We start from the raw sequence: 23,223 nt of genomic DNA on the forward strand, positions 1-23,223 counted from the left end.
GGATCAGCGTCCCTTGGGCGTTTCTTCCGCCATGTCCAGGCGCCGCACCACCTCGCGCAGTGAGAAGACCTGGATCAGGTCGCCCTCGCGCAGGTCGTTGAACCCGGCCAGCTGGATGCCGCACTCGAAGCCCGTGGCCACTTCGCGGACGTCGTCCTTGAAGCGCTTGAGGCTGGACATGTCGCCCTCGTGGACCACGGTGTTGTCGCGCACCAGCCGGGCCTTGGCCCCGCGCTCGATCTTGCCCGAAACCACCATGCAACCGGCGATGGCCTTCTTGACGATGCGGAAGACCTGCCGCACCTCGGCCGTGCCCAGGATCTCCTCCTCCACGTCGGGGGCCAGCATGCCCTCCAGCGCGGCGTGGATCTCCTCCACCACCTCGTAGATGACCTTGTAGAGCCGCACGTCCACGCGCTCGCGCTGGGCCAGTTCCCGCGCGTTGGGCGTGGGCGAGACGTGGAAGCCGATGATGATCGCGCCGGAGGCCTTGGCCAGCAGCACGTCGCTCTCGGTGATGTTGCCCACGCTGCGGCTGATCACGTTCACGCGGACTTCCTGGTTCTGCATCTTCATCAATTCGTCGGCGATGGCCCCGATGGAGCCGTCCACGTCGCCCTTGATGATGACGGGCAGGTCCCGCACCTCGCCGCGCGCGATCTGCTGGGAGAGGCTGGAGAGCGTGAACGAGCTGATGCGCTGCTGGCTCTGCTCGCGCTGGATCTGCTGCCGCTTCAGCGCCACAGCGCGGGCGTCGCGCTCCGAACTATAGACCAGCAGGCTGTCGCCGGCCTGGGGCACGCTGTCCAGGCCCAGGATCTGCACGGGCGACGCCGGCGGGGCCGTGTCGCGCGCGTTGCCGCGCTCGTCCAGCATCAGGCGCACGCGGCCCGAGGCCGTGCCCGCCACCACGATGTCGCCCTTGTTCAGGGTGCCGCGCTCCACCAGCACGGTGGCGATGGCGCCCCGGCCCTTGTCGAGCTTGGAGTCGATCACCACGGCCTTGGCCGGACCTTCCGCCACGGCCACCAGCTCCAGCACCTCGGCGCGGGTCAGGATCTCGTCCAGCAGGCGGTCCATGCCCGTGCCCTGCTTGGCGCTGATGTCCACGCACTGGTACTGGCCGCCCCAATCCTCCACCAGGATGTTGTAGAGCGCCAATTCCTTGCGGATCTTCTGCACGTCGGCGTTGGGCTTGTCGATCTTGTTGACGGCCACGATGATCGGCACCTTGGCCGCCAGAGCGTGGTCGATGGCTTCCCGGGTCTGCTCCTGCACGCGGTCGTCCGCCGCCACCACCAGCACCACGATGTCCGTCACCTGGGCGCCGCGGGCGCGCATGGCCGTGAAGGAATGATGGCCCGGCGTGTCCAGGAAGGTGATGAGCTGGCCCTTCCAGTTCACCTCGTAGGCGCCGATGTGCTGGGTGATGCCGCCCGCCTCGCCGGCCACCACGTTGGCCTTGCGGATGTAGTCCAGCACCGAGGTCTTGCCGTGGTCCACGTGGCCCATCACGGTCACCACCGGATGGCGGGGAATCGGCACGCCCTCGTCCTCTTCCTCGATGGCGTCCTCCTCCTCCTCCTCGAATTCGGAGAGGAACTCCACGTCGAAGTCGTAGTCACCGCAGAGGATCTCGATCAGCGCGCGCTCCAGCCGCTGGTTGATGGTGACCATGGTCCCCATCATGAAGGCCTTCTTGATCAGGTCGCTCACCGGCACCTCGAGCAGCTCGGAGAGCTCGTTGGTGGTGATGAACTCCGTCACGCGCAGGACGTTGGTCTCCTCGTTGAGCTCGCCCACCCCGCGCACCTTGCGATGCTTGCGGCGCTTCTTGCCGCCCTCCATGGCCTTGGTGGTTTCCTTCACCGCGGCGCGAATCTCGTCTTCGCTGATCTTGACCTTCTTGCTCTTCTTGCGCTTGCGACCGCCGGCCAGATCCGTGGGCTCGTTCTTGGCCTTCTCCAGCTTCTGCAGCCGCAGCTCTTCGGTCTTGGTCTTCTTGCCGCTGCGTTTGCGCGCGTCCGCGCCCGGCGTGGCCGCGGCGGCCTTGGAGGGATCGCGCTCGCGGAAGCCCGGCTGGGCCTCGCCGGCCGCGCGGGGCGCACCCGGCGCGGATCCGGCAGCGGGACCGGCGCCGGCGCCGGCGGCGGGACGGGCCGCGGCCGCGGTCTCGGTCTTGGTGGGCTTGGCCGTGCGCTTGCGCGCCGGCTCGTTGTCCACGTGCATGCCCAGCACGCGGCCGGGCCGGAAGACGGGCAGGCCGATCTTCTCGCCCCCGGAATCCTCGTGCTCCACGATGCGGCGGCCCGCGCCGGTGGTGGTCAGTCGTTCAGCCAGCGCGGCGTCGGCGGGCAGCTCGGCACCCTCCAGCGGGGCCGCCTCGGCGGCCGGGGCCGGCACGGCCTCGCCGGCGGCGGGCTCGGCGGGCGCAGCGACGAGCGGCTCGGGAGCCGCCGTCTCGGGAATCAGCGCTTCCTCCGGCGCGACCGCGGGCGCGGGCGCAGCCGCCGCGGGCTCGTTGGAGGCCACGGGTTCGGGCGTGGGGGTGGGCGCCGGGGCGGGCTCTTCCGGCGGAGCCGGAGCCGGCGCGGGCGCGGGCTCGATCGCCGCGGGAGTCGGCGCGGCCGGCGCCTCCGGAACCTCCACGGGCGCCGCGACGGGCGCGGGGGCCTCTTCCGGCGCGCTGGGCGCGGGCTCGATCACCTTCAGCGAGCGCAGCCGCTCCACGGTGTCGGAGCGCACCTTGTCCGATTCGCCGGACTCCACGGCCTCCGGCTCGGAGGCCCGCATCAGGTCCTCCATCGCCTCCCGGCGGAACTCCGCCCGGTCGCCGCCCGGCTCGGGCTTGCGCGGAGCCTGCTCGGCCAGGTATTCCTTGTAGCGCTGCGGCGCGTACTTCGACAGGAGAGAGGTGAACATCTCCTCGCTGAGAATGGCATTGGGGCTGGCCGGCGCCTCAAAGCCCTCCTTGACGAGGTAGTCGCTCACGTGCGACACCGTCAATTGCAGCTCTTTCGCCAGGTGAATCAGCTTATGCTTCTTGGCAGCCACCCTGTTCTCCCGTATTGAGTGGGCTCAAGCGTTCTTCCAGCCCGCGGCGGAATCCACCGTCGGCCAGCGCCACAGCCCGCACTCCTCTCGTACCCAGCAGCTCGTTCAGAGCCGCCATTTCCGCCAGGGCGACGACCCGCGTGCGGCCGTCCGCCTCCTGCCAGTCTTCCAGTTCCCGCAGGGTCCGCGCCGACAGCGTCGGATCCGCCAGGATCAGCAGCGGGGTCCCCCGCCGCACCTTCTCGCGCATCTGATCCATTCCCAGGATCAGCGCGCCCGCCCGGCGCGCCAGTCCGAGCAGACCCTGCCCGGACGGCTCCAGCCGGCACGGTTCCACGGGCCTAGTCCAGGCCCTGGTTGTCGAAGTCGCCCAGCACGTGCATGATCGCCTCGAGGTCCTCGCGCTCCAGGCCCGTGCGCTCCATGGCCTGGGCGGAGGAGTCGGTGAGGAAATCCTCGACGAAGCTGTAGCCTGCGCGGACCAGCACGTCCTTGTAGGCCTTGGGCAGATCCACCACGTCCATGATTTTGAAGTCCTGGAAGTAGGTGGAGACGCTGCGGCGCGCCTGGCGCACCACCTCCTCGGAGAGGCCCGTGCGCTCGATCAGCGAGGCCAGCGGCTCGTCCAGCAGGCGCTCCGCCAGGTAGATGCCGGCGTCGATCATCTTGCCGGCCACCTCGTCGGCGATGCCCACCACCTCGTTGATCTTCAGGTCTTCCTCGATCTCCTGCTCGTGCAGCTGCATGGCCAAGTGCTGGGTCTCGTTGATCAGCTCCAGCTCGTAGCCCGAGATCTCGCAGGCCAGGCGGAAGACCATGTCGTCCATCGGATTGAACTTGAAGTCATGGCTGGGCTGACCATCCAGGCGCTTCATCTGGCGCTCGACCATCTTCTCGTATTCCTCGTCGCTGAGCACCACCAGGGCCCGGCCAGCGCCCAGCAGGCGCACCTGCAAGGGCTTGTTGGGGCTCATGGCCTTCTTGATGAAGGTGGCGGGATCACTGGCGAAGTCGATGATGTCGATCTTCTCGTTGATCAGCTCCTTGACGATGGCCTGGATGCGCACGCCCTTCATGCCCACACAGGAGCCCACCGGATCGATGCGGCTGTCGGTGGATTCCACGGCGATCTTGGTGCGGCGGCCGGGGACGCGGGCGATCTTGCGGATGTGGATGATGCCGTCGGCGATCTCGGGCACTTCCACCTCGAAGAGGCGGCGCACGAAATTGGGGTCGCTGCGGCTGACGATGATCTCCGGGTCGCGGTTGTTCTCCCGGCGCACGTCCTTGATCAGCACGCGCAGAGGCAGGCCGCGGTGGTACTTCTCGGACTTGACCTGCTCCGAGGAGGGCATGCGGAATTCCACCCGGTCGATGTTGAGAATCACGCCGCGGTTGCGGTCCACCTGGTGGACGTCGGCGTGGATGATCTCGCCCACGCGATCCTTGTATTCCTCGTAGACCGCGTTCTTCTCGATTTCGCGGATCTTGTGCATCAGCGCCTGCTTGAGGTTCAGGATCGCCCGGCGGCCGAACTTGCGGTAGTCGATGATCTCGACGAAGTCATCGCCCGGCTCGATCTCGGGGTCGTGGGTCAGGGCCTGGGTGAGCTCCATCTGCAGGTGCTCGTTCTCCACGCCACCGTCCTCCACCACCTGCCACTCGCGGTAGATTTCGATGTCACCCTTGTCCATGTTGAAGGTGACGGAGAAATTCTCCTCCGAGTCGAAGCGCTTTTTCAGCACCGAAATGAAGGCCTCCTGGATGACCTCCTGAAAGTCCTGGCGGTCGATGTTCTTGCTCTCGAGGAGCTGAATCACCGCGTCCACGATGCTGCCGGCGTCGTTCTTCCGCGCTTCCTTCATCATCGGAAAGCACTCCTTGCTTACCACTCAAGCACATGATGGACGGCCTGCACCCGCTTCCAGTCCAGAACGCGGGTTGCACCTTCCACCTCGACCTCGATTCCCGTCTCATGGGCGGCCCGGAGCACGCCCGTGTATTCCGCTGTCTCCCCCGGCGCCGCGTCGGCCAGGCGCACCAGGACCTTGCGGCCCAGGGCCTTTGCCAGCACCCGCGGATGGCGCAATGCCCGGTCCAGCCCAGGGGAGCAGACTTCCAGCCGGTAGCGGCCGGCGATCAGTTCGCCCTCGTCCAGCCGGCGGCCCAGTTCCCGGTTGACCTTGGAGAGCTGGTCCACCGTCACGCCCGCGTCGGTGTCCACCACCACGCGCAGAATCTTGCCCTTGCCGTCGCCGGAGAGCTCCACGTCCACGAGAAAAACCGGCTCCAGCACCAGACTTTCGATCAGGCTTTGCAGATCCTGCGCCAGCATGACGGCCTCCAAACAAAAAGTGGGCGTGGGCCCACTTCCATCTTTTGGACGGAATCCCGGACCAGCCTCACACGCAGCAGGCCCGGGGGTTTCGCCGGCACGAGCGGGCGAAAGAGCGGTCGCTTCGGGACCGCCGCCTCCCCAGTGGCCCGAACCGCAGGCGCGGTCCCGGCCGGGTCCAGGGGAGACTTCCGACAAACGGCCCCGCAGCAGTCGGGCCGCTAGGCGGCAAAACTCAGGCGCCGGGCTTCAGCCGGGCCTGCAGACCCTCGACCTTCGTCTTGAGCGAGGTCTTGGGGTACTTTTCCAGAATGCGCTCCAGCAGGGGCAGGGCCTCGTCCACCTTGCCCGCCTGCTCCCAGCACAGGGCCGCGTTCAGCAGGTAGGTGGGCGCGTTGAAGTTGCCCGCCTCGTCCACCAGCGCCGCCTGGGTCCAGGCCTTGGCGGCCTCGTCCCACTTCTTCTCGCGCTCCAGGCAGACGGCCAAGCCGCCCTGGGCCGCCGCGCGCATGAAGTCCTCCTGGCCGTGACCGTCAAGGAACGCGGTCAGTTCCGTCCGGGCCTCGGCCACCTGGTCGGCGGCCACGGCGCTCATGCCCAGGAAAAAGTGGGCGTCCTCCGCCGCGCGCGTGCCGGCGAATTCGTCGCGCACCTTCTCCAGCAGGGGCCGGGCGGCCTCGGGCTGCGGCGTCTCCAACAGGGCCGTGGCCCGGTTGAGCAGCACGTCGGCGCGCTCCTCCTTGAGCCGCGAAGTGCGCAGCACGAAGAAGATGCCGCCCGCCACCACCAGGATGCCCAGCGCGCCACCCAGCACCACCCAGCGCTTGCGCGTCAGATAGTCCCAACCGCGCACGATCCCGGTCAGAAAGGCATCGTGCTCCATGTCCTCTTGGCTGTCGCGGGGTTCCAGATTCATGGCATCCTCTTGCACTTCGACCCAACGATCCCCTTGTGGGGCATTCCAATATGCCCCCGAGAGGACTCGAACCTCTGACCTACGGTTTAGGAAACCGCCGCTCTATCCACCTGAGCTACGGAGGCGCAGAAGCCGCACAAGGTAGGGTTCGAGATATGGCGAAACAAGCTTTTCGCCTTGCATCGCTGTGTCTTGGAGACCACTTGGGACTCACCACAGGGACACAGAGGCACAGTTGACGTCTGCTGGATTGGAATTCCTGACTGGGGCACGCCCCCATCCCGGCCTTCCCCCGCCTTGGCGGGGGAAGGAGCTTTGCCTGTCCGATTCTATCTGCAGCACGGCGAGAGGGGACGGCTTGCGTCCGACACCTTCCCCCGCAGGGCGGGGGAAGGCACGGCCGGTCAGGCCGGGATGGGGGCGTGAGCCGAAAGCAATTGCATGAACAAGGCTGATGCATCTGCGCAATCATGCACTGCATTGAACATTTGTTGCAATCCCGCAGAGTTCTTAGAGCATGGAGACGCCGTCAAGGCCCTCATTCCGGTTCGCGGGGCAGGCGGGCGTCGTGCCAGACGCCCACCAGCCAGACTCCGCTTTCCCGAACCCGGTAGAACAGGCGGTAGGGCGGCACCAGGACTTCCCGCACGGGCAGTTCGGGAAACTCCGGCACGCGGCGGCCGGCTTGGGAATAGTCCTCCAGCACCTCAAGCCGGGCGCGAACCCGCTGCAGGAATGCGCGTGCCGCCGAAGGCCGCCGGGCGGCCAGGAACTCCAGCGCCTCCAGCAGCTGCCGCTGGGCCGCAGGCGTGAAGCGGACGCTCACAAGCCCTTGCCGGTCAGCAGCGCGTCCCCATCCGCCAGCACGTCCGCCAAGGTCGCGCCCACTCCCGCGGCACTCTCCTGCTCCCCGCGCGAGAGCAGCCGCAGCAGCTCCAGTTCGCGCTGGGTCTGCTCCCAGGCCTCCATGCTGAGCAGCACGGCGGAGGCGCGCCCCCGCTGGGTGATGTACACCGGCTGCCCGGTTTCGCAGACGCGCCCGATCAGATTGGTGGCGTCCTGGCGCAAGTCGGTGATGGGGTAAATGGCCGGGGTTTCCATGGCTCGCTCCTGAATGACAGCGATTATAATAGTATTTTTGCCATGATTCTTCCTAGTCTTTTCACCCTGATTCTCGGGCCTGTTCCCGGCCGGTTCGCTCGGGGGCGGGGGATCTTACCACAGAGACGCAGAGGCACAGAGGGGAATTGGAGGTGGGACGGCTGCGCCAGAAGAGCTCCCGCAAAGTAGAATTCTCTTTGCCTCACTAACTTCGTGCTACACTACGAATTATTGCTTAAATAGGCGACCAGTTATCGTACCTACTTAACAATTGGCTATTTAATAATCTTCCATATAAGTAGTGCAAAAATTCCCATCGTAAAAATTGCAATAGGCTGCCAAGCTTCTGCACCTTTTTTGTTTCTGATTACATCTATTAATAATTTCATCGAAACCAAAAATGAACATATAGCAATATATAATAGCTTGTCAGAATACATATTATTTATTCCTCATTTCAGCAAATCTACACCTGCCGCCAAATATCCTAATACAAAAACATCTAGCCATAATATGGCTATCAATACAGCATCTCCAATCACGTTTTTTACACAACTTTTACGTCTCGCGTTGAACAGAATATATATAACAATTGCAACACAACTATATATTGATAAGTAAAACAGTATTACAGAATCAGAATAGATATTGTGTAGATAGTAAATCATGAAAGCAAAATTGCACACACTAATTATGAGCCATATTACTGGTTCCGTCCAGTCTCCATTCAATTTAATTGCAACTTTCTTAGCGAGTTTTCCTATAAAATAGAGCAATTGACACACAGAAAACAACAACGCGTTCTCGATGATAATATTATCAATCATTTCATCGACTCAATATTTACTGGGTTATACTTGCCTGTCGCACGCATAGCTCTCGCACCCCCCCAAAAGCAATAACCCTTGGAGCAAGTGAGGTGAAGCCCGCCAGGGCTGAACCAGAACCAGGTGGTGACGCTTTCAAGCGGAACCAACTACACGATTGCAGGAAGTCCAAACGCCGGCCAGCGGAAGGCCACCGCGAGGTGGCCTGACTCTGGCCGCTGAGAAAAAGCGCCTCTTTGGCTCCACCTTTCTGGCGCAAGCAGAAAGGTGGAAAACATGGCACGTCAGCACCCTTTGATGGGATCCCCCGGTCAAGCCGGGGGATGACGGGCGTTGAACCCCCATCCTAACCTTCCCCCTTGCAGGGGGAAGGTACACCTGATCTTTTGTCTAAGGCTACTTGACGTGTCGTCTACAACAGTGTGTAGACGAAGCCGATCGCCAGATTTTGCTTCCACTGCCGTACCCGGCTGATATCCGCATCCCGCAGGATGCGCACGTTCAGGCTCATCTGGATGTTGCCCGTCAGCTTGGAGATCAGGCTGGTGTCCCAGTCGCTGTCGATCTCGTCGAAGGCCTGCAGGTTGGAGAACAGCACCAAGCTGCTCTTCAGCGAGACGTTGTCGTTGAAGGCGTGGACGTAGTCGGCCTTGGCCTCGGCGCCGAACTCGCTGCGCAGCGTCTCCACCTCCGTGGCCGTCTCCGGATCATCCGCCCACAGATAGTCCTCGCTGGAAATCGTCTGCTTGGCCGCGGCGCCCAGCTTGAGCTTCAGGTCCTTGAGCGGTTCGATCCCCACGCCCGCCGCCTCGCTCAGGTAGGCCGGATCAAAGGCCGCCGAGTTCTGGGCCTTGGTTCCCGCCGCGTCGTCGTAGACATAGCCCGCCGCCAACTGGGAGCGGAAGTTGGCGCCCAGGTAGGGCCGCACGTAGAGTTCGCGGTTGAACGTGTAGGTGGTGCCCAGGCTGAACTCGTCCGTGCTCTTGCGGAAATCCGTGTCGCCCAGTTTGGTCTCGCCGTAGCTGATCTTGCCCTTGAACTCCCAGTCGGCCGTGCTCAGGTGGCGCGTGGCCGTGCCGCCCAGGTCGGCCTGCCAGGCCATGGCGTCCTCGCCGCCCTGGGCCCAATTGTCGAAACTGGCCTGGGTGAGGTTCAGGCCCGCGCTGGCGCCGCGCTCCCAGGTCTTGAGGGGGGCGGCCTCTTCGGCGGCGAACAGCGGCGCCGCCAGGGCGGCGCTCAGCAGCGTGCAGGTCAGGATGTGCTTCATCGTGGTCTCCGACTTGTGTGTGGGACACCCAACATGGGCAGCCGCGCGGGCATCCGCAAGACTCTCAATGGACACTCACCGGACATTCACCACAGAGACACAGAGGCACAGAGACACGGTTGGAAAAGAGAAAAACCCGATCTCGATCCACCTCATCTCTACCTCTTCTCTGTGTCTCTGTGTCTCTGTGGTGAGATTTCCCCGGTCGCCCGAGCGAGAGAGGAACCGGCCGACCTTGCGGCCGACCGGTTCCCGTGTGAGACGAAGCCATGAACACTTCGCCTCGACTCTTTGGGGAATTCTAGTCCATGGAGCGGCGCAGGAAGGTGGGCAGCTCCAGGTTCTCGCCCGTGGGCTCCTTGGCCGCGGGACGGAACGAGACCTGGCGCGCGCCGCCCAGCGGCTCGTCGTCCGCCAGGAAGGAGGCCGCGGGCCGCGCCTGCACGGGCAGCCGCTCGGCGGCGCGCTCGCGCTCGGGCTCCGGCTCCCAGTTGATCAGCAGCGGGCCGCCATTCCGGCCCATGGGCTCGCTGCGCGAGGACTCCGCCCGCAGCGGTTCCGGACGCGCCGGCTCGGGGCGCGTGGGCTCCGGCCGCACGTCCAGTCGCAGGGGCTCGGGCCGAACCGCGGGGCGTGTCTCCGGCCGCGCATCCAGCGGGTTGTAGGCGCCGGGCAGGGCGCGCGGAGCCAGCTGCAGGGGCTCCTCCACCCGCCGCGCGACCTGGGACTCGATGCCCGTGGCGATCACCGTGACACAGATCCGGTCCACCAGACTGGGATCGGTGACCGCGCCCAGGAAGATCTCCGCGTCCTCGCCCACCGCCTCGGAAATGGTCTGCATGGCGTCGTTGACGTCCATCAGCGACATGCTCTCGCCGCCCGTGATGTTCACCAGGAGGCGTCGGGCGCCCTTGACCGAGTACTCGTCCAGCAGCGGGCTGCTGATCGCCTGCTCGGCGGCCTGGTGGGCGCCGTAGCTGCCCTCGCCCAGTTCGGCCACGCCCACGCCCATCAGGGCCTCGCCCGGCTCGTTCATCACCTCGCGCACGTCGGCGAAGTCCAGGTTCATCAGGCCGGGTATGGTGATCAGGTCGCTGATCCCGCGCACGGCGCTCACCAGCACCTCGTCGGCCACGCCGAAGGCGTCCTTCAGGCTCAGATGCTGGTCCACGAAACTCATCAGGCGCTGGTTGGAGACCACGATCAGCGTGTCCACCATCTGGCGCATGAGCTCCAGCCCCTCCTCGGCGCGGCGCATGCGCGGCCGCATCTCGAAGTGGAAGGGTCGCGTGACCACGCCCACCGTCAGCGCGCCGGCCTCCCGGGCCAGCCGCGCCACCTCGGGCGCCGCGCCCGTGCCCGTGCCGCCACCCATCCCGGCGGTGACGAAGACCAGGTGCGCGCCCTCGAAGAGGCTCCGCAGCTCGTCGGCGTCCTCCGCCACGGCGGCGCGTCCCAGCTCCGGCCGGGCCCCCGTGCCCAGTCCCCGGGTCAGCGTCTTGCCGATCTGCACGCGCGCGGCCGCCACGTTTTGCCCCAGGGCCTGGGCGTCGGTGTTGACCACCGCGAACTCCACACCCGTCACCCCGGCGCGAATCATGCGGTCCACGGCGTTGCCGCCGGCTCCGCCCACTCCCGCCACCACGATGCGCACCCGCGGTTGGGTGCTCGGCTCATCCAGTTCGAACAGCAATCCTGACATGGCCTTTTTCTCCCCAAAAAGTCCTGTCCCCAGTGTTTGACGGACGCGCGGCGGGTTCATGGTCCACCACACATCCCCTTCCAATACGTCAGAGGGCCACGTGCCGGCGCAGCCGGTTGACCCAGTTCCAGAGCGTGATCTTCGATTTTTGCCCGTGGCTGATGGGCGCGTTGCGCAGCGCGTGCTGCGCCAGGCCGATGGCCGGCGTCCATTCGAGCATGGAGGGATCCGCCTCCACGCCCATCACGCCGCGCGGGTAGCCCAGCCGCACCGGCAGCGACCAGCGGTCGCGCGCCAGGTCCAGCAGGCCGTCCAATCGCGCGCCGCCGCCGGTGATCACCACGCCCGCGCCCAGCATCCAGCGCATGTTGGAGATCTCCAGCTCGCGCTCCACCAGTTCGAGGATCTCCTCCATCCGGGGCTGGATCACCTGGCAGAGCTGGCTGCGCGAGGCGCGCTCGGAGGAGTCGCCGCCGGCGTACTCGATGTCGAAGCGCTCGTCGCGGCGGATCAGCCGGTGATCACAGCAACCGTAGGAGCGCTTGATCCGCTCGGCCTCGGAGGCCGGCGTGCGGAAGGCGCGCGTGATGTCGCTGGTAATGGCCGCGCCGCCCATGGGCACGGAGGCGGCGTGACAGACCTTGCCGTCCGCGTGGAGGATCAGGTCCGTGCTGGCGGCGCCCACGTCCAGCAGCAGCACGCCCAACTCCTTCTCGTCGGGGCTGAGGAAGCAGGAGCTGGCCAGACTGGTGAGCGTGACGCTGCCCACGTTGACCGCCGTGCGCTGGACGCAGCGCTTGAGGTTCTCCACCGTGTTGACGGGCACGGAGAGGAAGTGCGTGCGGCAGTCCAGACGCATGCCGTGCAGGCCCACCGGGTTCTGCACGCCCTCGGCGCCGTCCACCAGGAATTCCTGGGGCAGGCAGTGGAGGATCTGGCGCTCGATCTGCACGGTCTGCGAGGCCTCGGCCTGCTCCAGGACCTGGCGCAGGTGCGTGGTCTGGATCAGGCTGGAGCGCGGATCCTGGGGATTGCGCGTCACCAGCAGGTGCGACTCGGTCTCGGCGCAGGCCAGCTCGGCGCCGGAGACGCCCAGGTGGATGTCGTCGACTTCGATCCCCGCGGCCTCCTCGGCGGCGGCGATCGCCTCCTCCACGGCCAGGATCATGGGCTTGATGTTGGTGGGAATTCCGCGGGACAGGCCCTTGGAGGCGGCGGCGCCGGCCCCCAGGACGCGGATGCGGTCCTCCTCCACGCGCTCGGCGATGATCACGCGAACGGTGCCGTGGCCAATGTCCAGGGCGCTCTGCACGGCGCGGCCGGTGGTCATGGGTTCCTCCTCCCCCTCAGGATGTTGAACATGTCGCCCAGTCTTCCCTTCCGGCGTTCCAGTTCCGAGCCCTGCACCAGCAGGCGATCCAGCAGCGGAAAGCCCTCGTGGGAGAACTCCGGCAGGGCCGCGGCTTCCAGCGCCAGCAGGCCCAGCCCCGTCAGATAGCCGGGATTGTCCAGGATGCCGCGGGGGCCGATGTAGTGCTCGCAGCGGCCGCGCCGGGCGCGCAGGCCCGTCACGCTCTCCGCGTACTCGGCCAGTCCGGTCATGGCGGCGCCTCCGCCCGTCAGGACCAGACCCCCGCGCAGGCCCTCCAGCAGGTTCATGCGGCGGGCCTCCTTCACCACGTGCTGCAGGATCTCGCGCACCCGGGCCTGCATGACCTTGCCCAGCATTTCCTGGGAGATCACCTGGGCGCCCTCGCCGTGCACCTGCGGCACGGTGAGCTTCTGGTCGCCCTCGCGGCGCGCGTTGACCCGGCCGTGGCGGATCTTCAGTTCCTCGGCCTCCTGCAGCGTGGTCTTCAGCACGGTGGCGATGTCCCGTGTGACACGGGATCCGGCGTAGCGGAAGACCCACGAGTGCTGCAGCACGCCGTCGGCGAAATAGAGGGCGTCGCAGGTGCCGGCGCCGAAATTGATCAGGGCCACGCCCTGGTCCAGGTCCTCGTCGCTCAGCGCGGCCATGGCGTCGGCCAGCGGGCTGAAGACCATCCGCCGGGTGTCCACCTCCGCCAGCTGCAGGCAGCGCAGCAGGTTGTTGCGGTGGTTGACGCCGGCCAGGATCAGGTGTGTCTCCACACCCAGGCGGCAGCACTCGCGCCCCAGCGGATCCAGGCAGCTCACGTTGTCCGTCGTGAAGCGCTGGGGCACGGCGTGCAGCAGGCTGCGGTCGATGGGCAGCTGGACGGACTGGGAGTTCGCCAGCACGCTCTCCACCTCCTGCTCCGTCACCGTGCGGCCGCGGGACCCCGCCTGGGCGGTCAGCGGCATGTTGCCCGAGCTGTTCATGCAGCTCATGTGCGAGCCCGAGATGGCCACCGCCGCGGCGGGCATCTTGGTCCGGGCCATGTTCTCGGCGTGCCGGACCACCTGCAGCACCGTGTCGCGAGCGGCGTCCAGGTCGACGATCAGGCCCTGGCGCACGCCGCGGCTGGGCGCGAAGCCGATCCCCGTGACACACAGCATGCCGCTGCGGTCCACCTGGGCGATGAGGGCCACGACCTTGGAGGATCCGAGGTCCAGTGCGGCGACGACGGGCTCAGGCATGCTCCCTCCACACCACCTGGTTGACGAAGCGCAAGTCCAGTTCGCCGGGCCGCGCGAGCAGATCGGGGCGGCGGGCCTGCACCACTTGCAGCAGGGACAGGCCGTGGCGCCAGAGGGTGGCCTGCACCAGCACCAGCGGCTGGGCTCCCTGCAGGTGCAGCACGGGCGAGGTCCCCCATTCCAGGCGCTCCACCCGGGCGTAGAGCTCGGGGAAGCCCGTCTTCATCTCCAGCAGCCGGGCGGCGGCGCCCTTCAGGTCGCGCTCGGCGCCGCTCAGCACGGGCAGGTCCAGTCGCGTTCCGCCCCGGGGCCGGTCCAGCACACGGCCCGTGGCGGTCAGGCAGCGGGGCCGGCCCGCGCGCAGCACCCAGGCCAGCGGCTCGTCCTCCGCCAGGACCACCACCAGCGCGTCGGGCCATTTCTTGGTCACCCGCAGGGCCGTGATCCACGGGTCGTCGGCCAGCCGCTGCCGGAGGGCGCCCAACTCGACCAGCGCCAGCGGCTTGCCGCGAACGCCGTCCATGGTTTCCACGATGCCCTGGCGGTCGCTGAGCCGCGCGCCCAGGACCTTCCACTCGCGCAGCCGGAAGGTGTCGCCCGTGCGCACCCAGATCACGGCGGCGGCGCTAAGCCCCACGAAGAGCGGCGGCAGCAGCGTGTAGAGCAGGATGCGCAGCCAGCGGCGGCCGCGGCTGACGGGCCTAGCGCACATGCTGGAACTCCTCCTCCAGCTCAACGCCGAAGCGCTCGCGCACCGTGCGCTTGACCAGTTCCACCAGCGCCACTATGTCGGCGGCGCTGGCTCCGCCCTCATTCACGAAGAAATTGGCGTGGATTTGTGACACGACGGCCGCGCCCACCCGGGCGCCCTTCAGACCCGCCGCCTCGATCAGCCGGCCGGGAAAGTCCCCCGCGGGCCGCTTGAACACGCTGCCGCAACTGGCTTCCTGCAGGGGTTGGGTGGCCCGGCGCCGTTCCAGCAGCTCGCGCAGGCGGAGCTTGATGGCCTCCGGATCGTCGGCCCTGAGGCGGAACTCCGCCGCCAGGACCAGCCTCGCGCCCAACCCCGGACTGCTGCGGTACTCCAGGCGCAGCTCGGCGGCGTCCACCCAGCCGATGGCGCCGTCCGGATCCAGCAATCGGACGCGGACCAGGCTCTGGGCGAGCTCCTGGCCGTGGGCGCCGGCGTTCATCCGCACCATCCCGCCCACCGTGCCCGGGATGCCCCCGGCGAACTCCAGCCCGGCCAGTCCGGCCTGGGCGGCGCGGCGGCAGAGGACCACGGCGGACGTGGCGGCCCCGGCGCGCAGCAGCGGCGCATCCACCTCCAGCCAGGCCAGTCCCGGGCCGGGGTGCAGCACCACGCCCGCCAGTCCCTCGTCGGGGAAGAGCAGGTTGGACCCGCCGCCCACCAGCCACCAGGCGGCGTCCTCGGCGCGCAGCAGGGCCAGGCCCGCCGCCAGCTCCGCTTCGGACTCCGGCGTGAACAGCAGGGCGGCCGGTCCGCCGATTCGCCAGGTGGAGAGCGCGGTCAGCGGCGCGTCCGGCGTGCAGCGTTCGGGGAAGGCGTCGCGCAGACGCTCGATGGCGCGCGGCGTGCTCACGAGCCCTGTCCGATCAGCTGCACGTTGCGGGCGTGGTAGGACAGGTTGAGCAGCACGCCCAGGGCGGCCAGCATGGTGATCATCGAGGTGCCGCCGTAGCTGAACAGCGGCAGCGGCTGGCCCGTGACCGGGAAGAGGCCCGTGGCGACGAAGAGGTTGATGATCGTGTGGATGAAGAACAGGCCCGTGATTCCGGCGGCCAGCATGCGGGCGAAGTCGTCCTGGGAGCGGCGCACGATGTGCAGGCCCCGCGAGAAGACGATGGCGTAGAGGGTCACCAGCACGAAGCAGCCCACCAGCCCGTACTCCTCGCCGAAGATGGCGAAGATGAAATCGTTGAAGGGCTCGGGCAGGTAGAAGAGCTTCTGCAGGCTGTTGCCCCCGCCCACGCCGGTGATTCCGCCGCGCCCGAAAGCGATCAGCGACTGGGCCTGCTGCATGTCGGCCAGCCCCGGGTTCCAGAGGCTCTCGATCCAGTTGAGGATGCGCGTCAGCCGGTAGGGCTCGCGGATCAGCACGAAGCCCGCGCCCGCGCCGGCCAGCCCGCCGCCCACGAAGAACCAGGACAGCGGCACGCCGGCCAGGAAGACCATGATCAGCGAGACGCCGAACAGCGCCAGCACCATGGAGAAGTTGGGCTGCAGCACCAGCACGACCATGGCGCCGATCATCATCAGCCCGCCGCTGAGCAGGTTGCGCCAGTCCTTGCGGAAGTCGCGCACCTTGGCCAGCCCCGCCGCCAGGTTGAGGATCAGCCCGAACTTGGCCACGTCCACGGGCTGGAACTGGCGGCCGGCGATGATGATCCAGCGCCGCGCGCCGTTCACCTCGGGCATCACCAGGGTCAGGGCCAGCAGCGCCAGGCTGCCCAGTCCGATCCAGGGCGCCAGCGGCCGCCAGGTCTGGTAGTTGACCTTCATCATGACAAAGAACAGCAGCAGGCCCAGGCCGATCTTCTCCAGGTGCTTGAGAAAGTACAGGCCCGCCGAGCCCTCGGCGGCCATCCCGAAGTGGGAGGAGGCCGAGTAGACGGCGATGGAGCCGATCATCAGCAGCAGCAGGATCACGAAGGCCAGCAGCCGGTCGATGGTGGCCAGCCGGGAGGCGATCCCCAGGGGCAATGAGCTGGGCGGGGTCTGGTCGTAGCCCAGGCGGTTCATACGGCCCACTCCTTGGCCAGCAGATCCAGGCCGGTCAACCGACTACCCTTCAGCAGCACCACGTCGCCAGCCTTGGGGCCGAACAGGCCGCGCAGCGCGGCGGCGTTCTCGGCCTGCAGAGCGGCCCGGCCGCCGCCCGCCCGCAGTCCTTCCTCGAAGGCCGCGCGGGCCTCCAGCGAACCCACCAACAGCACCAGGTCCAGGCCCAGCGCGGCGGCGTGACGGCCCACCTCCGCGTGCAAGGTCCGGGACTCGGCGCCCAGTTCGCGCATCTCGCCCAGCACGGCCACGCGCCGGTCGGCGCGCATCCGGGCCAGCGTGTCCAGCGCGGCCTTCATGGAGGCCGGGTTGGCGTTGTAGGAATCGTCCAACAGGCTCCAGGCCGCCGCCCGCCGCACCTGCATGCGACCCGGGGCCCCCTGGAAGGCCGCCAGGCCCTGGCAGATCCGCGGGGGCTCCAGGCCGAGTTCCAGCGCGATGGCCACGGCCGCGGCCGCGCACTCCAGGAAGGCCTGTCCGGGCACGGGCAACACGCACTCCTGCCCGGACAGGCGGATGCGGAAGCGCGCCTGTTCATCCGCGCCCACCGCTTCCAGTCCCTGGACCGCCCCGGTGCTGTGGTTCCGGAGCGAGTATCCGCTGCGACGCCTCAAGCCGATTGCCTGTTCCACCACCAGGGCGTCGTCCTCGTTGACGATGCCCGTGCCGTCGTGCTGCTCCAGCCAGCGGAAGAGCTGACCCTTCTCCTGCGCCACCGCCGCCAGTCCGCCGGTCCCCTCCAGGTGGGCGGGCTGGATGTTGGTGATACAGCCGTGGGTCGGGCGGGCCATGGCGCAGAGCCGGGCGATCTCCCCCGGCTGCGACATCCCGGCCTCGAGCACGTAGATCTCCTGTCCGTCCAGGACGTTGAGCAGCGAGAGGGGCGCGCCCAGCGTGCTGTTCTGGTTGCCTTGGCTGGCGGCCGTGCTCCGGCCCCGGCCCAGCAGCTGGGCGGTCAGCTCCTTGGTGGTGGTCTTGCCGTTGCTGCCCGTGATGGCCACCAGCGGACCCGTGTGCCGTTCGCGGGCCAGGGCGCCCAGCTCCAGCAGGGCTTCGCGGCTGTCCGCCACGCAGAGCACGCGCGGGTCGCCTGCCAGGCCGGTCGTCAGGCGCGCGCCCTCGGCCACCACGGCGGCGGCTCCCGCCGCCAGGGCCGCGGGCACGAAGTCGTGGCCGTCCATCCGCTCGCCGGGCAGGGCCACGAACAGGTCGCCCGGCCGCAGGCCGCGGGAATCGGCCAGGGCCCGCCAGCCCGCCGTTTCCGGCAGGTGGCGCGTGTGCCCCAGGCGGGCCGCCAACTCGGTGAGGGTGGGTCTCATTCGCAGGTGACCACCCATTCCGCCGGCGGGGCGACGCTGTCGCCGGGCGCCGGGATCTGCCGGGTCACGAAGCTTCCCGTTCCTTCGACACGCAGGTCGTGGTCGTAGGGGCTGAGGGCCTCCAGCGCGGCCCGCAGGCTGCGGCCGGTGAGCAGGGGCGGCTCCGCCGCCAGCGGGGCCGTGGGCTCCTCGGGGCGGGGCGCGGGCGCGGATTGGGCCGCCCACTGCAGCGGAATCAGCGGCCGCTCGCTCTTCTTGTCCAGCAGCAGGGCGCGCTCCATGATCCGGCGGAAAGCCGGGGCGGCCACCACGCCGCCGTAGATCGCGCCGCGCGGCGTGTCCACCAGGATGATCCCGGCCAGCGGACCCTCAGGCAGCTCGGCGAAGCCGATGAAGCTCGAGAAGTATTCCTCGTGGGAGTAACCGCCGCCGGGGTTGATCTTCTGGGCCGTGCCGGTCTTGCCGCAGACCACCAGACCGGGGACGCCGGCCTGCTTGCCGGTCCCCGTCTCGACCACTTCGCGCATGATCTGCCGCAGCGAGGCGGCCGTGGCCGAGGACATGACGCGCCGGATCACCAGCGGCTCGCGCTCGATGACACGGTCGCGGCCCGTGGCCCGGCGCAGGACGTGCGGGCGCACCAGCACGCCGTCGTTGGCCACGCAGCCGTAGGCGGCCACCATCTGCAGGGCCGTCACGGCCACGCCCTGGCCCATGGCGATGTTGGCGAACTCCACCGGGCCCCAGCGGTGCAGGCGCATCAGCTGACCGCCCACCTCGCCTGGCAGGTCCACGCCCAGGCTCTGGCCGAAACCGAAATTGCGGCTCATCACGTAGAGGTCGCGGGGCGGCATGCGCTGGGCAATCACCACGGAGCCGATGTTGGAGGACTTGGAGAACACCTCGCGCGCCTTCAGCGAGGAGTGGCCCCGGCGGTCGGAGTCGTGGATCACGGCGTTCTTGACCCGATAGGCGCCGTTGTGGCAGGGGATGATCTCGTCCAGGTCCGTGATGGTGCCGTTCTCCAGCGCCGCGGCGAAGGTGATCAGCTTGTAGGTCGAGCCCGGCTCGTACTGGTCCGTGACACAGCGCAGGCGCGCGGCCTCCGGCGTGAAGATGCTCAGGTCATTGGGGTCCAGCTGGGGCCAGCTGGCCAGCGCCTTGACCTGCCCCGTGCGCGGATCCAGCAGCACGACCTGGCCGGCCTGGGCGTTGTGCTGCAGGACCGCCGCCTCCAGTTCCTCCTCGGCGATGGTCTGCAGGCGCAGGTCGATGCCCAGCTCCAGGCTCATGCCGGGCTGGGTCTCCTGGCGCGGCCGCTCGCTGAAGGCGTGGCCCCAGCCCTTGGCGTCGCGCAGGTGGTACTCCTTGCCGTCCGTGCCGCGCAGCAGGCTGTCATAGGCCGATTCGATGCCGCCGATGGGCCAGCTCTCGGCGTTCAGGCAGCCCAACAGGTTGCCCGCCACCTTGCCCTGCGGGTAAATCCGGTTGCCCGTCTGCTCCAGCCAGACGCCCGGCAGGCGGGCGTCGCGCACGGTGCGGGCGTGGACTTCGGTGATGTCCTTGGCCAGGGTCATGAAGCGCCGCGGCCGTTCGCGCCCCATCTCGGCGCGCAGGCTCTTCTCCAGCTCGGCCTTGCTGCAGCCCACCACGGGGGCCAGCAGGTCCAGCAGGCGCGGGAAGCGGGCGCCGTCCTTGTGGTTCAACACGTCGCGCTTGAGCTGGGCCGGGTTGCAGGCCAGCAGGTAGACCTGGCTGAGCTCCACCGCCAGCAGGTTGCCCTCGCCGTCGGTGATGTTGCCGCGCGGGGCGCGCAGGGTCACCGTGGTGTAAAGCTGCTTCTCGGCGCGCTCCACCAGCCGCTCGCCCCAGAAGGCCTGCAGCACGGCCAGCTTGATGATCACCAGCCCCAGGGCGCAGAGGCCCAGGCTGCGCAGCACGGTGACGCGCTTGCTGTGACGCAGGGGCGATCCGCCCAGGCTGTCGCGCCGGGTCATCATGGCCGCGCCTCCCGGGGCCGGCTCAGCCACTGCAGACTGCGGTCCCCGGCCACCAGCGCGGGATCGGCCACGATCAGTCCGCGACCGCTGTCGGGCGGCCAGATCAGGCCCAGCTCGCGGCCGGCCTTCTCGATCTTGCCGAAGGCCGTGCGCGAGATGTAGAGCCCCTGCTCGATCTGCAACTCGCCCTCCAGCGAGGCGCAGATGCGCGTGGACTTGAAGACCTGGGTCTTCAGGTCGTCGGCCTCGACCACCTTCCAGACCCGGAACAGCAGCACGGCCACCAGCACGCCCACGTAGGGCAGCAGGCGCCAAAAAAAGCCGAACTGCTCACGGATGCTGAGGGGCGGAACGGGGCGTGCCATCTCAGGCCTCCACTCGTTCCAGGACCCGCAGACGCGCGGAGCGGCTGCGGGGATTGCGCGCGCATTCCTCGGCCCCGGGAACCAGTCCCCGGCGCTCCAGCAGGCGGGCCCGCACGGGCAGCTCGCGGACGGGCAGGTGCCGGCTGCGCGGCCGGTCATCCTCGCCGGCCCAGAGCCGGAAGCTGGCCTTGACTCTGCGGTCCTCCAGGCTGTGGTAGGTGATCACGGCCAGCCGGCCGCCGGGGGCCAGGCGCTGGAAGGCGCCCTCCAGCCCGCGCTCCAGCTGGCCCAGTTCGTCGTTGACGGCGATGCGCAGGGCCTGGAAGAGCCGGCTGAGCAGGGAAAAACTGCCGCGAGTGCCGAAGCGGCCCTCCACCACCTGGCGCAGTCGGCCCGTGGTGTCCAGCGCGCCTTCGGCCCGGGCCTGCACCAGCAGCCGGGCCAGCTTGCGGGCTTCGGGCAGCTCGCCGTAGCGGAAGAACAGGTCGGCCAGCTCGCGCTCGTCCAGCTCGGCCAGCAGATCGGCCGCGCTGCGCTCCAGGCGGCGGTCCATGCGCATGTCCAGGGGTCCGTCGTGCAGGTAGGCGAAGCCGCGGTCGGGGGTGTCGACCTGATGGGAGGAGAGGCCGAGGTCCAGCAGCACGCCCTGGAAGCGGCAGGTGTCCCACGGCGCGGGCAGGCGATCCAGATCGCCGAAGCCCAGGCGCAGCAGGCTGACCCGTGAATCCCGCCCCAACACGGCTCGCTCCCCCTCTTGATTCGCGTGGGCGTCCTCGTCCCAGTCCAGCGCCAGCAACCGTCCGTCCGCGTCCAGCCGCTCGAGGATCGCCCGGCTGTGTCCGCCGCCCCCCAGGGTGCCGTCCAGGTAGAGCCCACCCGGGAAGGTGACCAGACGATCCACCACCTCCCGCGCCAACACCGGCTCGTGGTACATCATCTGACGAAGAGGGCGGGCGGCAGCCCCTCGAGCGCATGCCGCCGGGCCGCTGGGGTTGGAATGCCGGAAAACAGGAGGCCGCGACCCTCCGGACGCCGCTCCAGCACGGACTTGAGCCAGCCGGCCGCTTCCGGCGAGCCCGCGTTGTCCACGGAGCGGAAATCGAACTGGATGCGCCGGCCGCCGGGCATGGCGCGCAGGATGAAGGCCAGCTGCTCCACGGCTCCGGCGTCCAGGCGCCCCTTGAGCCGGAAGAGGTCCAGATCGCCGCGGCTGCGCTGCACGATATGCATGCCCATGACCGCTTTACTCCACGTCCTGCAAGGACATTGATTTCTGGTATTCGTCGGGATTCCAGATCTGCACGCAGTTCATGAAGCCCGCGACTTTGACTTCGCCGCCCTTGTCCAGCCGGGCGGATTTGATCAGTTCCACCGGCACCTTGATCCGGCCCTGGGCGTCCACGGGCACCTCGAAGGCGCTGGAAATCTGGCGCCGGGCCAGGATGCGGTTGGCCATCACATTCATGTCCAAGGCCGTCAACTGGTTGCGCAGTTTGTGGTATTCTTCGGGCGTGTAGACAGCGACGCATTCTTCCCGGTCGCGCACGAGGTACACGATGGATTCGGGCTCGGGTGCCAGATCGGACTTGAAGGCGGCAGGGATTTTGACCCTCCCCTTCTCATCCAGGGCGTAGCTGTATTCGCCCATGAAGAACGGCATGCAACCCTCGCTGACCACGAACTACCACTTTTCGCCCCAAAAGTACGCTGATCATCCCCACATGTCAAGCTCAAATGCAGCTTGTGCACACTTCTCTTGGGACCCGTCAAGCACACTTGTTGACTATCAATCGCTTCTATTAACTGGACAGGCAGAGCATCAGCGGGGTTTTTGTGGTAGGACCGGGCCGGCGGGATTCGACCTCGTGCCACTGTCAGTTCTGGACAGCTGACCGGCAGGCGGATCTGGTTTTCCAGCAAGTGGTTGCGCTGCAGATTGCGTGAATTCGGCGCGCTCCGGCGGATTTGGAGCTTTCAAGCCAATTCGCATGGTTTGACGGGGATCGAATTCAGTGCCGGATCCGGCCGGCGTAGTGCGCCGGCCAAGCTGGGGAGGCCCCGTGTCCCAGAACCTGGACTCGTTGTGGAAAGCCCTGGCGGACCCCCAGCGGCGGCGGCTGCTGGAACTGTTGGCCGAATCGGATCAGGGCGTGCTGGAGCTGGCCGCCCACTGCGGACTCAGTCCCGCCACCATTTCCCACCATTTGCACGTGCTGCGCGCGGCCGGGTTGGCCGGTTACCGGCGCGAGGGCCGCTTCCGCGACTACTTCCTTCAGCCAGCAGCACTGGAAAGCGCGACCCACTGGCTCAGCCACCTGAAACAGCGCCGCGGCCGGCCGGGCTGGAACCAGGAGGCCTATCGCGAGCAGAGCCTGGCCCGCTACCTGCAGGGGCCGCGGCAGAGCCTGCCCGAGCACCCGCGCCAGCGCCAGGTCGTGCTGGACTGGTTTCACTCGCTGCTGGAACGGGATCGGTTGTTGAGTCTGGAGGAGCTGGAGCGGGTCTGGGGTCCCCATGCCCGCCCCTGGGAGCCGGTGTTGGAGGAGTTGCTGCGCCAGGGGCGCCTGCAGCAGCAGGAGCGCTACATCCTGGTGTCGGACTGAGCCTCCTGGAAGGCGAACAGCTGGACGCTGTCGGGAGTCAGGCGGAAGTTCGGCGCGATCAGCTTGATCAGGCTGGCCACGTTGCGCTGCACGTTGTCCAGATCCTGGCAGGGGAAGGGCAGGGAGATGATGCGGCCGATGCAGTCCCGGTCCCCGATGCGCCGGACGAGCAGATAGTCCGGATTGTCCAGGCGGAAGTACAGCTCCATGGCTTTCTTGCAGGAATCCAGATTCTCCTGCAGTTTCGGCGTGACTTCCAGTCCGACAAAAAGCTTGGTTTCCAGTCGATTCACGTTGGCCCCTGATGCTGGATGGATCGGCACACGATTT

22 protein-coding genes and 1 tRNA gene are annotated in these 23,223 nt (G+C 67.6%); 1 reads left to right on the forward strand and 22 read right to left on the reverse strand.

The genetic code is table 11. The features are described from left to right. Window positions 1–3: 3 nt before the first annotated feature. From infB to WC326_14910, 21 genes are all read right to left on the reverse strand, one after another. Complete coding sequence (gene infB, locus WC326_14810; GenBank protein ID MFA7332337.1) at window positions 4–3,054, reverse strand: translation initiation factor IF-2; 3,051 nt, start codon at window positions 3,052–3,054, stop codon at window positions 4–6. Beyond that, on the reverse strand, window positions 3,035–3,391 hold the full coding sequence (locus WC326_14815) for a hypothetical protein (GenBank protein MFA7332338.1): 357 nt from the start codon (window positions 3,389–3,391) through the stop codon (window positions 3,035–3,037). The genes infB and WC326_14815 overlap by 20 nt, the downstream gene beginning before the upstream one ends. Window positions 3,392–3,395: 4 nt before the next feature. Further along, window positions 3,396–4,922, reverse strand: coding sequence for a transcription termination factor NusA (gene nusA, locus WC326_14820; protein MFA7332339.1), 1,527 nt, complete (start codon window positions 4,920–4,922; stop codon window positions 3,396–3,398). Between the two features lie 17 nt (window positions 4,923–4,939). Then, window positions 4,940–5,389 (reverse strand): ribosome maturation factor RimP, encoded by a 450-nt coding sequence (locus WC326_14825; GenBank protein MFA7332340.1) that lies wholly within the window; start codon window positions 5,387–5,389, stop codon window positions 4,940–4,942. A gap of 235 nt (window positions 5,390–5,624) precedes the next feature. Then, the gene (locus WC326_14830; protein ID MFA7332341.1) at window positions 5,625–6,305 is read right to left on the reverse strand and encodes a tetratricopeptide repeat protein; all 681 of its coding nucleotides are present in this window, start codon (window positions 6,303–6,305) and stop codon (window positions 5,625–5,627) included. Window positions 6,306–6,356: 51 nt separating this feature from the next. Next, window positions 6,357–6,430, reverse strand: a tRNA-Arg gene (locus tag WC326_14835). A gap of 413 nt (window positions 6,431–6,843) precedes the next feature. Beyond that, complete coding sequence (locus tag WC326_14840; GenBank protein MFA7332342.1) at window positions 6,844–7,131, reverse strand: type II toxin-antitoxin system RelE/ParE family toxin; 288 nt, start codon at window positions 7,129–7,131, stop codon at window positions 6,844–6,846. Then, window positions 7,128–7,406 carry a type II toxin-antitoxin system Phd/YefM family antitoxin gene (locus WC326_14845; protein ID MFA7332343.1) on the reverse strand — a complete coding sequence of 93 codons (279 nt, stop codon included), beginning with the start codon at window positions 7,404–7,406 and terminating at the stop codon, window positions 7,128–7,130. The genes WC326_14840 and WC326_14845 overlap by 4 nt, the downstream gene beginning before the upstream one ends. A 1,239-nt stretch (window positions 7,407–8,645) precedes the next feature. After that, complete coding sequence (locus WC326_14850) at window positions 8,646–9,500, reverse strand: DUF3078 domain-containing protein (GenBank protein MFA7332344.1); 855 nt, start codon at window positions 9,498–9,500, stop codon at window positions 8,646–8,648. Between the two features lie 301 nt (window positions 9,501–9,801). Next, window positions 9,802–11,202 (reverse strand): cell division protein FtsZ, encoded by a 1,401-nt coding sequence (gene ftsZ, locus WC326_14855; protein MFA7332345.1) that lies wholly within the window; start codon window positions 11,200–11,202, stop codon window positions 9,802–9,804. Between the two features lie 88 nt (window positions 11,203–11,290). Then, entirely contained in the window at window positions 11,291–12,532 is a 1,242-nt protein-coding gene (gene ftsA, locus WC326_14860) for a cell division protein FtsA (GenBank protein ID MFA7332346.1), read from the reverse strand. After that, on the reverse strand, window positions 12,529–13,803 hold the full coding sequence (gene ftsA, locus WC326_14865; GenBank protein MFA7332347.1) for a cell division protein FtsA: 1,275 nt from the start codon (window positions 13,801–13,803) through the stop codon (window positions 12,529–12,531). Before ftsA (WC326_14865) ends, ftsA (WC326_14860) begins: the two co-directional genes overlap by 4 nt. Further along, window positions 13,796–14,515 (reverse strand): FtsQ-type POTRA domain-containing protein, encoded by a 720-nt coding sequence (locus WC326_14870; protein ID MFA7332348.1) that lies wholly within the window; start codon window positions 14,513–14,515, stop codon window positions 13,796–13,798. Before WC326_14870 ends, ftsA (WC326_14865) begins: the two co-directional genes overlap by 8 nt. Beyond that, window positions 14,505–15,407: a UDP-N-acetylmuramate dehydrogenase gene (gene murB / locus WC326_14875; protein MFA7332349.1), complete on the reverse strand. Its 903-nt coding sequence runs from the start codon at window positions 15,405–15,407 to the stop codon at window positions 14,505–14,507. The genes WC326_14870 and murB overlap by 11 nt, the downstream gene beginning before the upstream one ends. Beyond that, window positions 15,404–16,567 (reverse strand): FtsW/RodA/SpoVE family cell cycle protein, encoded by a 1,164-nt coding sequence (locus tag WC326_14880; GenBank protein ID MFA7332350.1) that lies wholly within the window; start codon window positions 16,565–16,567, stop codon window positions 15,404–15,406. The genes murB and WC326_14880 overlap by 4 nt, the downstream gene beginning before the upstream one ends. After that, on the reverse strand, window positions 16,564–17,925 hold the full coding sequence (murF, locus tag WC326_14885; protein ID MFA7332351.1) for a UDP-N-acetylmuramoyl-tripeptide--D-alanyl-D-alanine ligase: 1,362 nt from the start codon (window positions 17,923–17,925) through the stop codon (window positions 16,564–16,566). The genes WC326_14880 and murF overlap by 4 nt, the downstream gene beginning before the upstream one ends. After that, complete coding sequence (locus tag WC326_14890; GenBank protein MFA7332352.1) at window positions 17,922–19,925, reverse strand: penicillin-binding transpeptidase domain-containing protein; 2,004 nt, start codon at window positions 19,923–19,925, stop codon at window positions 17,922–17,924. Before WC326_14890 ends, murF begins: the two co-directional genes overlap by 4 nt. Then, the gene (locus WC326_14895) at window positions 19,922–20,290 is read right to left on the reverse strand and encodes a hypothetical protein (GenBank protein ID MFA7332353.1); all 369 of its coding nucleotides are present in this window, start codon (window positions 20,288–20,290) and stop codon (window positions 19,922–19,924) included. Before WC326_14895 ends, WC326_14890 begins: the two co-directional genes overlap by 4 nt. Window position 20,291: 1 nt before the next feature. Then, window positions 20,292–21,224 (reverse strand): 16S rRNA (cytosine(1402)-N(4))-methyltransferase RsmH, encoded by a 933-nt coding sequence (gene rsmH, locus WC326_14900; protein ID MFA7332354.1) that lies wholly within the window; start codon window positions 21,222–21,224, stop codon window positions 20,292–20,294. Beyond that, window positions 21,224–21,526 (reverse strand): hypothetical protein, encoded by a 303-nt coding sequence (locus tag WC326_14905; GenBank protein MFA7332355.1) that lies wholly within the window; start codon window positions 21,524–21,526, stop codon window positions 21,224–21,226. Before WC326_14905 ends, rsmH begins: the two co-directional genes overlap by 1 nt. 7 nt (window positions 21,527–21,533) lie before the next feature. Next, the gene (locus tag WC326_14910; GenBank protein ID MFA7332356.1) at window positions 21,534–21,950 is read right to left on the reverse strand and encodes a cell division/cell wall cluster transcriptional repressor MraZ; all 417 of its coding nucleotides are present in this window, start codon (window positions 21,948–21,950) and stop codon (window positions 21,534–21,536) included. 400 nt (window positions 21,951–22,350) lie between these two features. Here WC326_14910 and WC326_14915 point away from each other — a divergent pair, with 400 nt between their 5' ends. Next, on the forward strand, window positions 22,351–22,893 hold the full coding sequence (locus WC326_14915) for a metalloregulator ArsR/SmtB family transcription factor (protein ID MFA7332357.1): 543 nt from the start codon (window positions 22,351–22,353) through the stop codon (window positions 22,891–22,893). Here the strand turns inward: WC326_14915 and WC326_14920 are convergent. Further along, window positions 22,872–23,186, reverse strand: coding sequence for a hypothetical protein (locus WC326_14920; GenBank protein MFA7332358.1), 315 nt, complete (start codon window positions 23,184–23,186; stop codon window positions 22,872–22,874). The two genes, WC326_14915 and WC326_14920, sit on opposite strands and share 22 nt — an antisense overlap. Window positions 23,187–23,223 lie beyond the last annotated feature (37 nt).

Source organism: Candidatus Delongbacteria bacterium, from assembly GCA_041675285.1.
In the GTDB taxonomy this organism is placed as follows: Bacteria; CAIWAD01; CAIWAD01; order CAIWAD01; family CAIWAD01; genus CAIWAD01.

Coding starts and splice junctions, on each gene's coding strand:
- WC326_14830 (MFA7332341.1), bottom strand. CDS start 6,305: ATGAATCTGGAACCCCGCGACAGCCAAGAGGACATGGAGCACGATGCC.
- WC326_14845 (MFA7332343.1), bottom strand. CDS start 7,406: ATGGAAACCCCGGCCATTTACCCCATCACCGACTTGCGCCAGGACGCC.
- WC326_14905 (MFA7332355.1), bottom strand. CDS start 21,526: ATGGGCATGCATATCGTGCAGCGCAGCCGCGGCGATCTGGACCTCTTC.
- WC326_14890 (MFA7332352.1), bottom strand. CDS start 19,925: ATGATGACCCGGCGCGACAGCCTGGGCGGATCGCCCCTGCGTCACAGC.
- WC326_14910 (MFA7332356.1), bottom strand. CDS start 21,950: ATGCCGTTCTTCATGGGCGAATACAGCTACGCCCTGGATGAGAAGGGG.
- WC326_14880 (MFA7332350.1), bottom strand. CDS start 16,567: ATGAACCGCCTGGGCTACGACCAGACCCCGCCCAGCTCATTGCCCCTG.
- nusA (MFA7332339.1), bottom strand. CDS start 4,922: ATGATGAAGGAAGCGCGGAAGAACGACGCCGGCAGCATCGTGGACGCG.
- ftsA (MFA7332346.1), bottom strand. CDS start 12,532: ATGACCACCGGCCGCGCCGTGCAGAGCGCCCTGGACATTGGCCACGGC.
- rsmH (MFA7332354.1), bottom strand. CDS start 21,224: ATGTACCACGAGCCGGTGTTGGCGCGGGAGGTGGTGGATCGTCTGGTC.
- ftsZ (MFA7332345.1), bottom strand. CDS start 11,202: ATGTCAGGATTGCTGTTCGAACTGGATGAGCCGAGCACCCAACCGCGG.
- WC326_14825 (MFA7332340.1), bottom strand. CDS start 5,389: ATGCTGGCGCAGGATCTGCAAAGCCTGATCGAAAGTCTGGTGCTGGAG.
- WC326_14850 (MFA7332344.1), bottom strand. CDS start 9,500: ATGAAGCACATCCTGACCTGCACGCTGCTGAGCGCCGCCCTGGCGGCG.
- murF (MFA7332351.1), bottom strand. CDS start 17,925: ATGAGACCCACCCTCACCGAGTTGGCGGCCCGCCTGGGGCACACGCGC.
- WC326_14870 (MFA7332348.1), bottom strand. CDS start 14,515: ATGTGCGCTAGGCCCGTCAGCCGCGGCCGCCGCTGGCTGCGCATCCTG.
- ftsA (MFA7332347.1), bottom strand. CDS start 13,803: ATGCCTGAGCCCGTCGTCGCCGCACTGGACCTCGGATCCTCCAAGGTC.
- WC326_14895 (MFA7332353.1), bottom strand. CDS start 20,290: ATGGCACGCCCCGTTCCGCCCCTCAGCATCCGTGAGCAGTTCGGCTTT.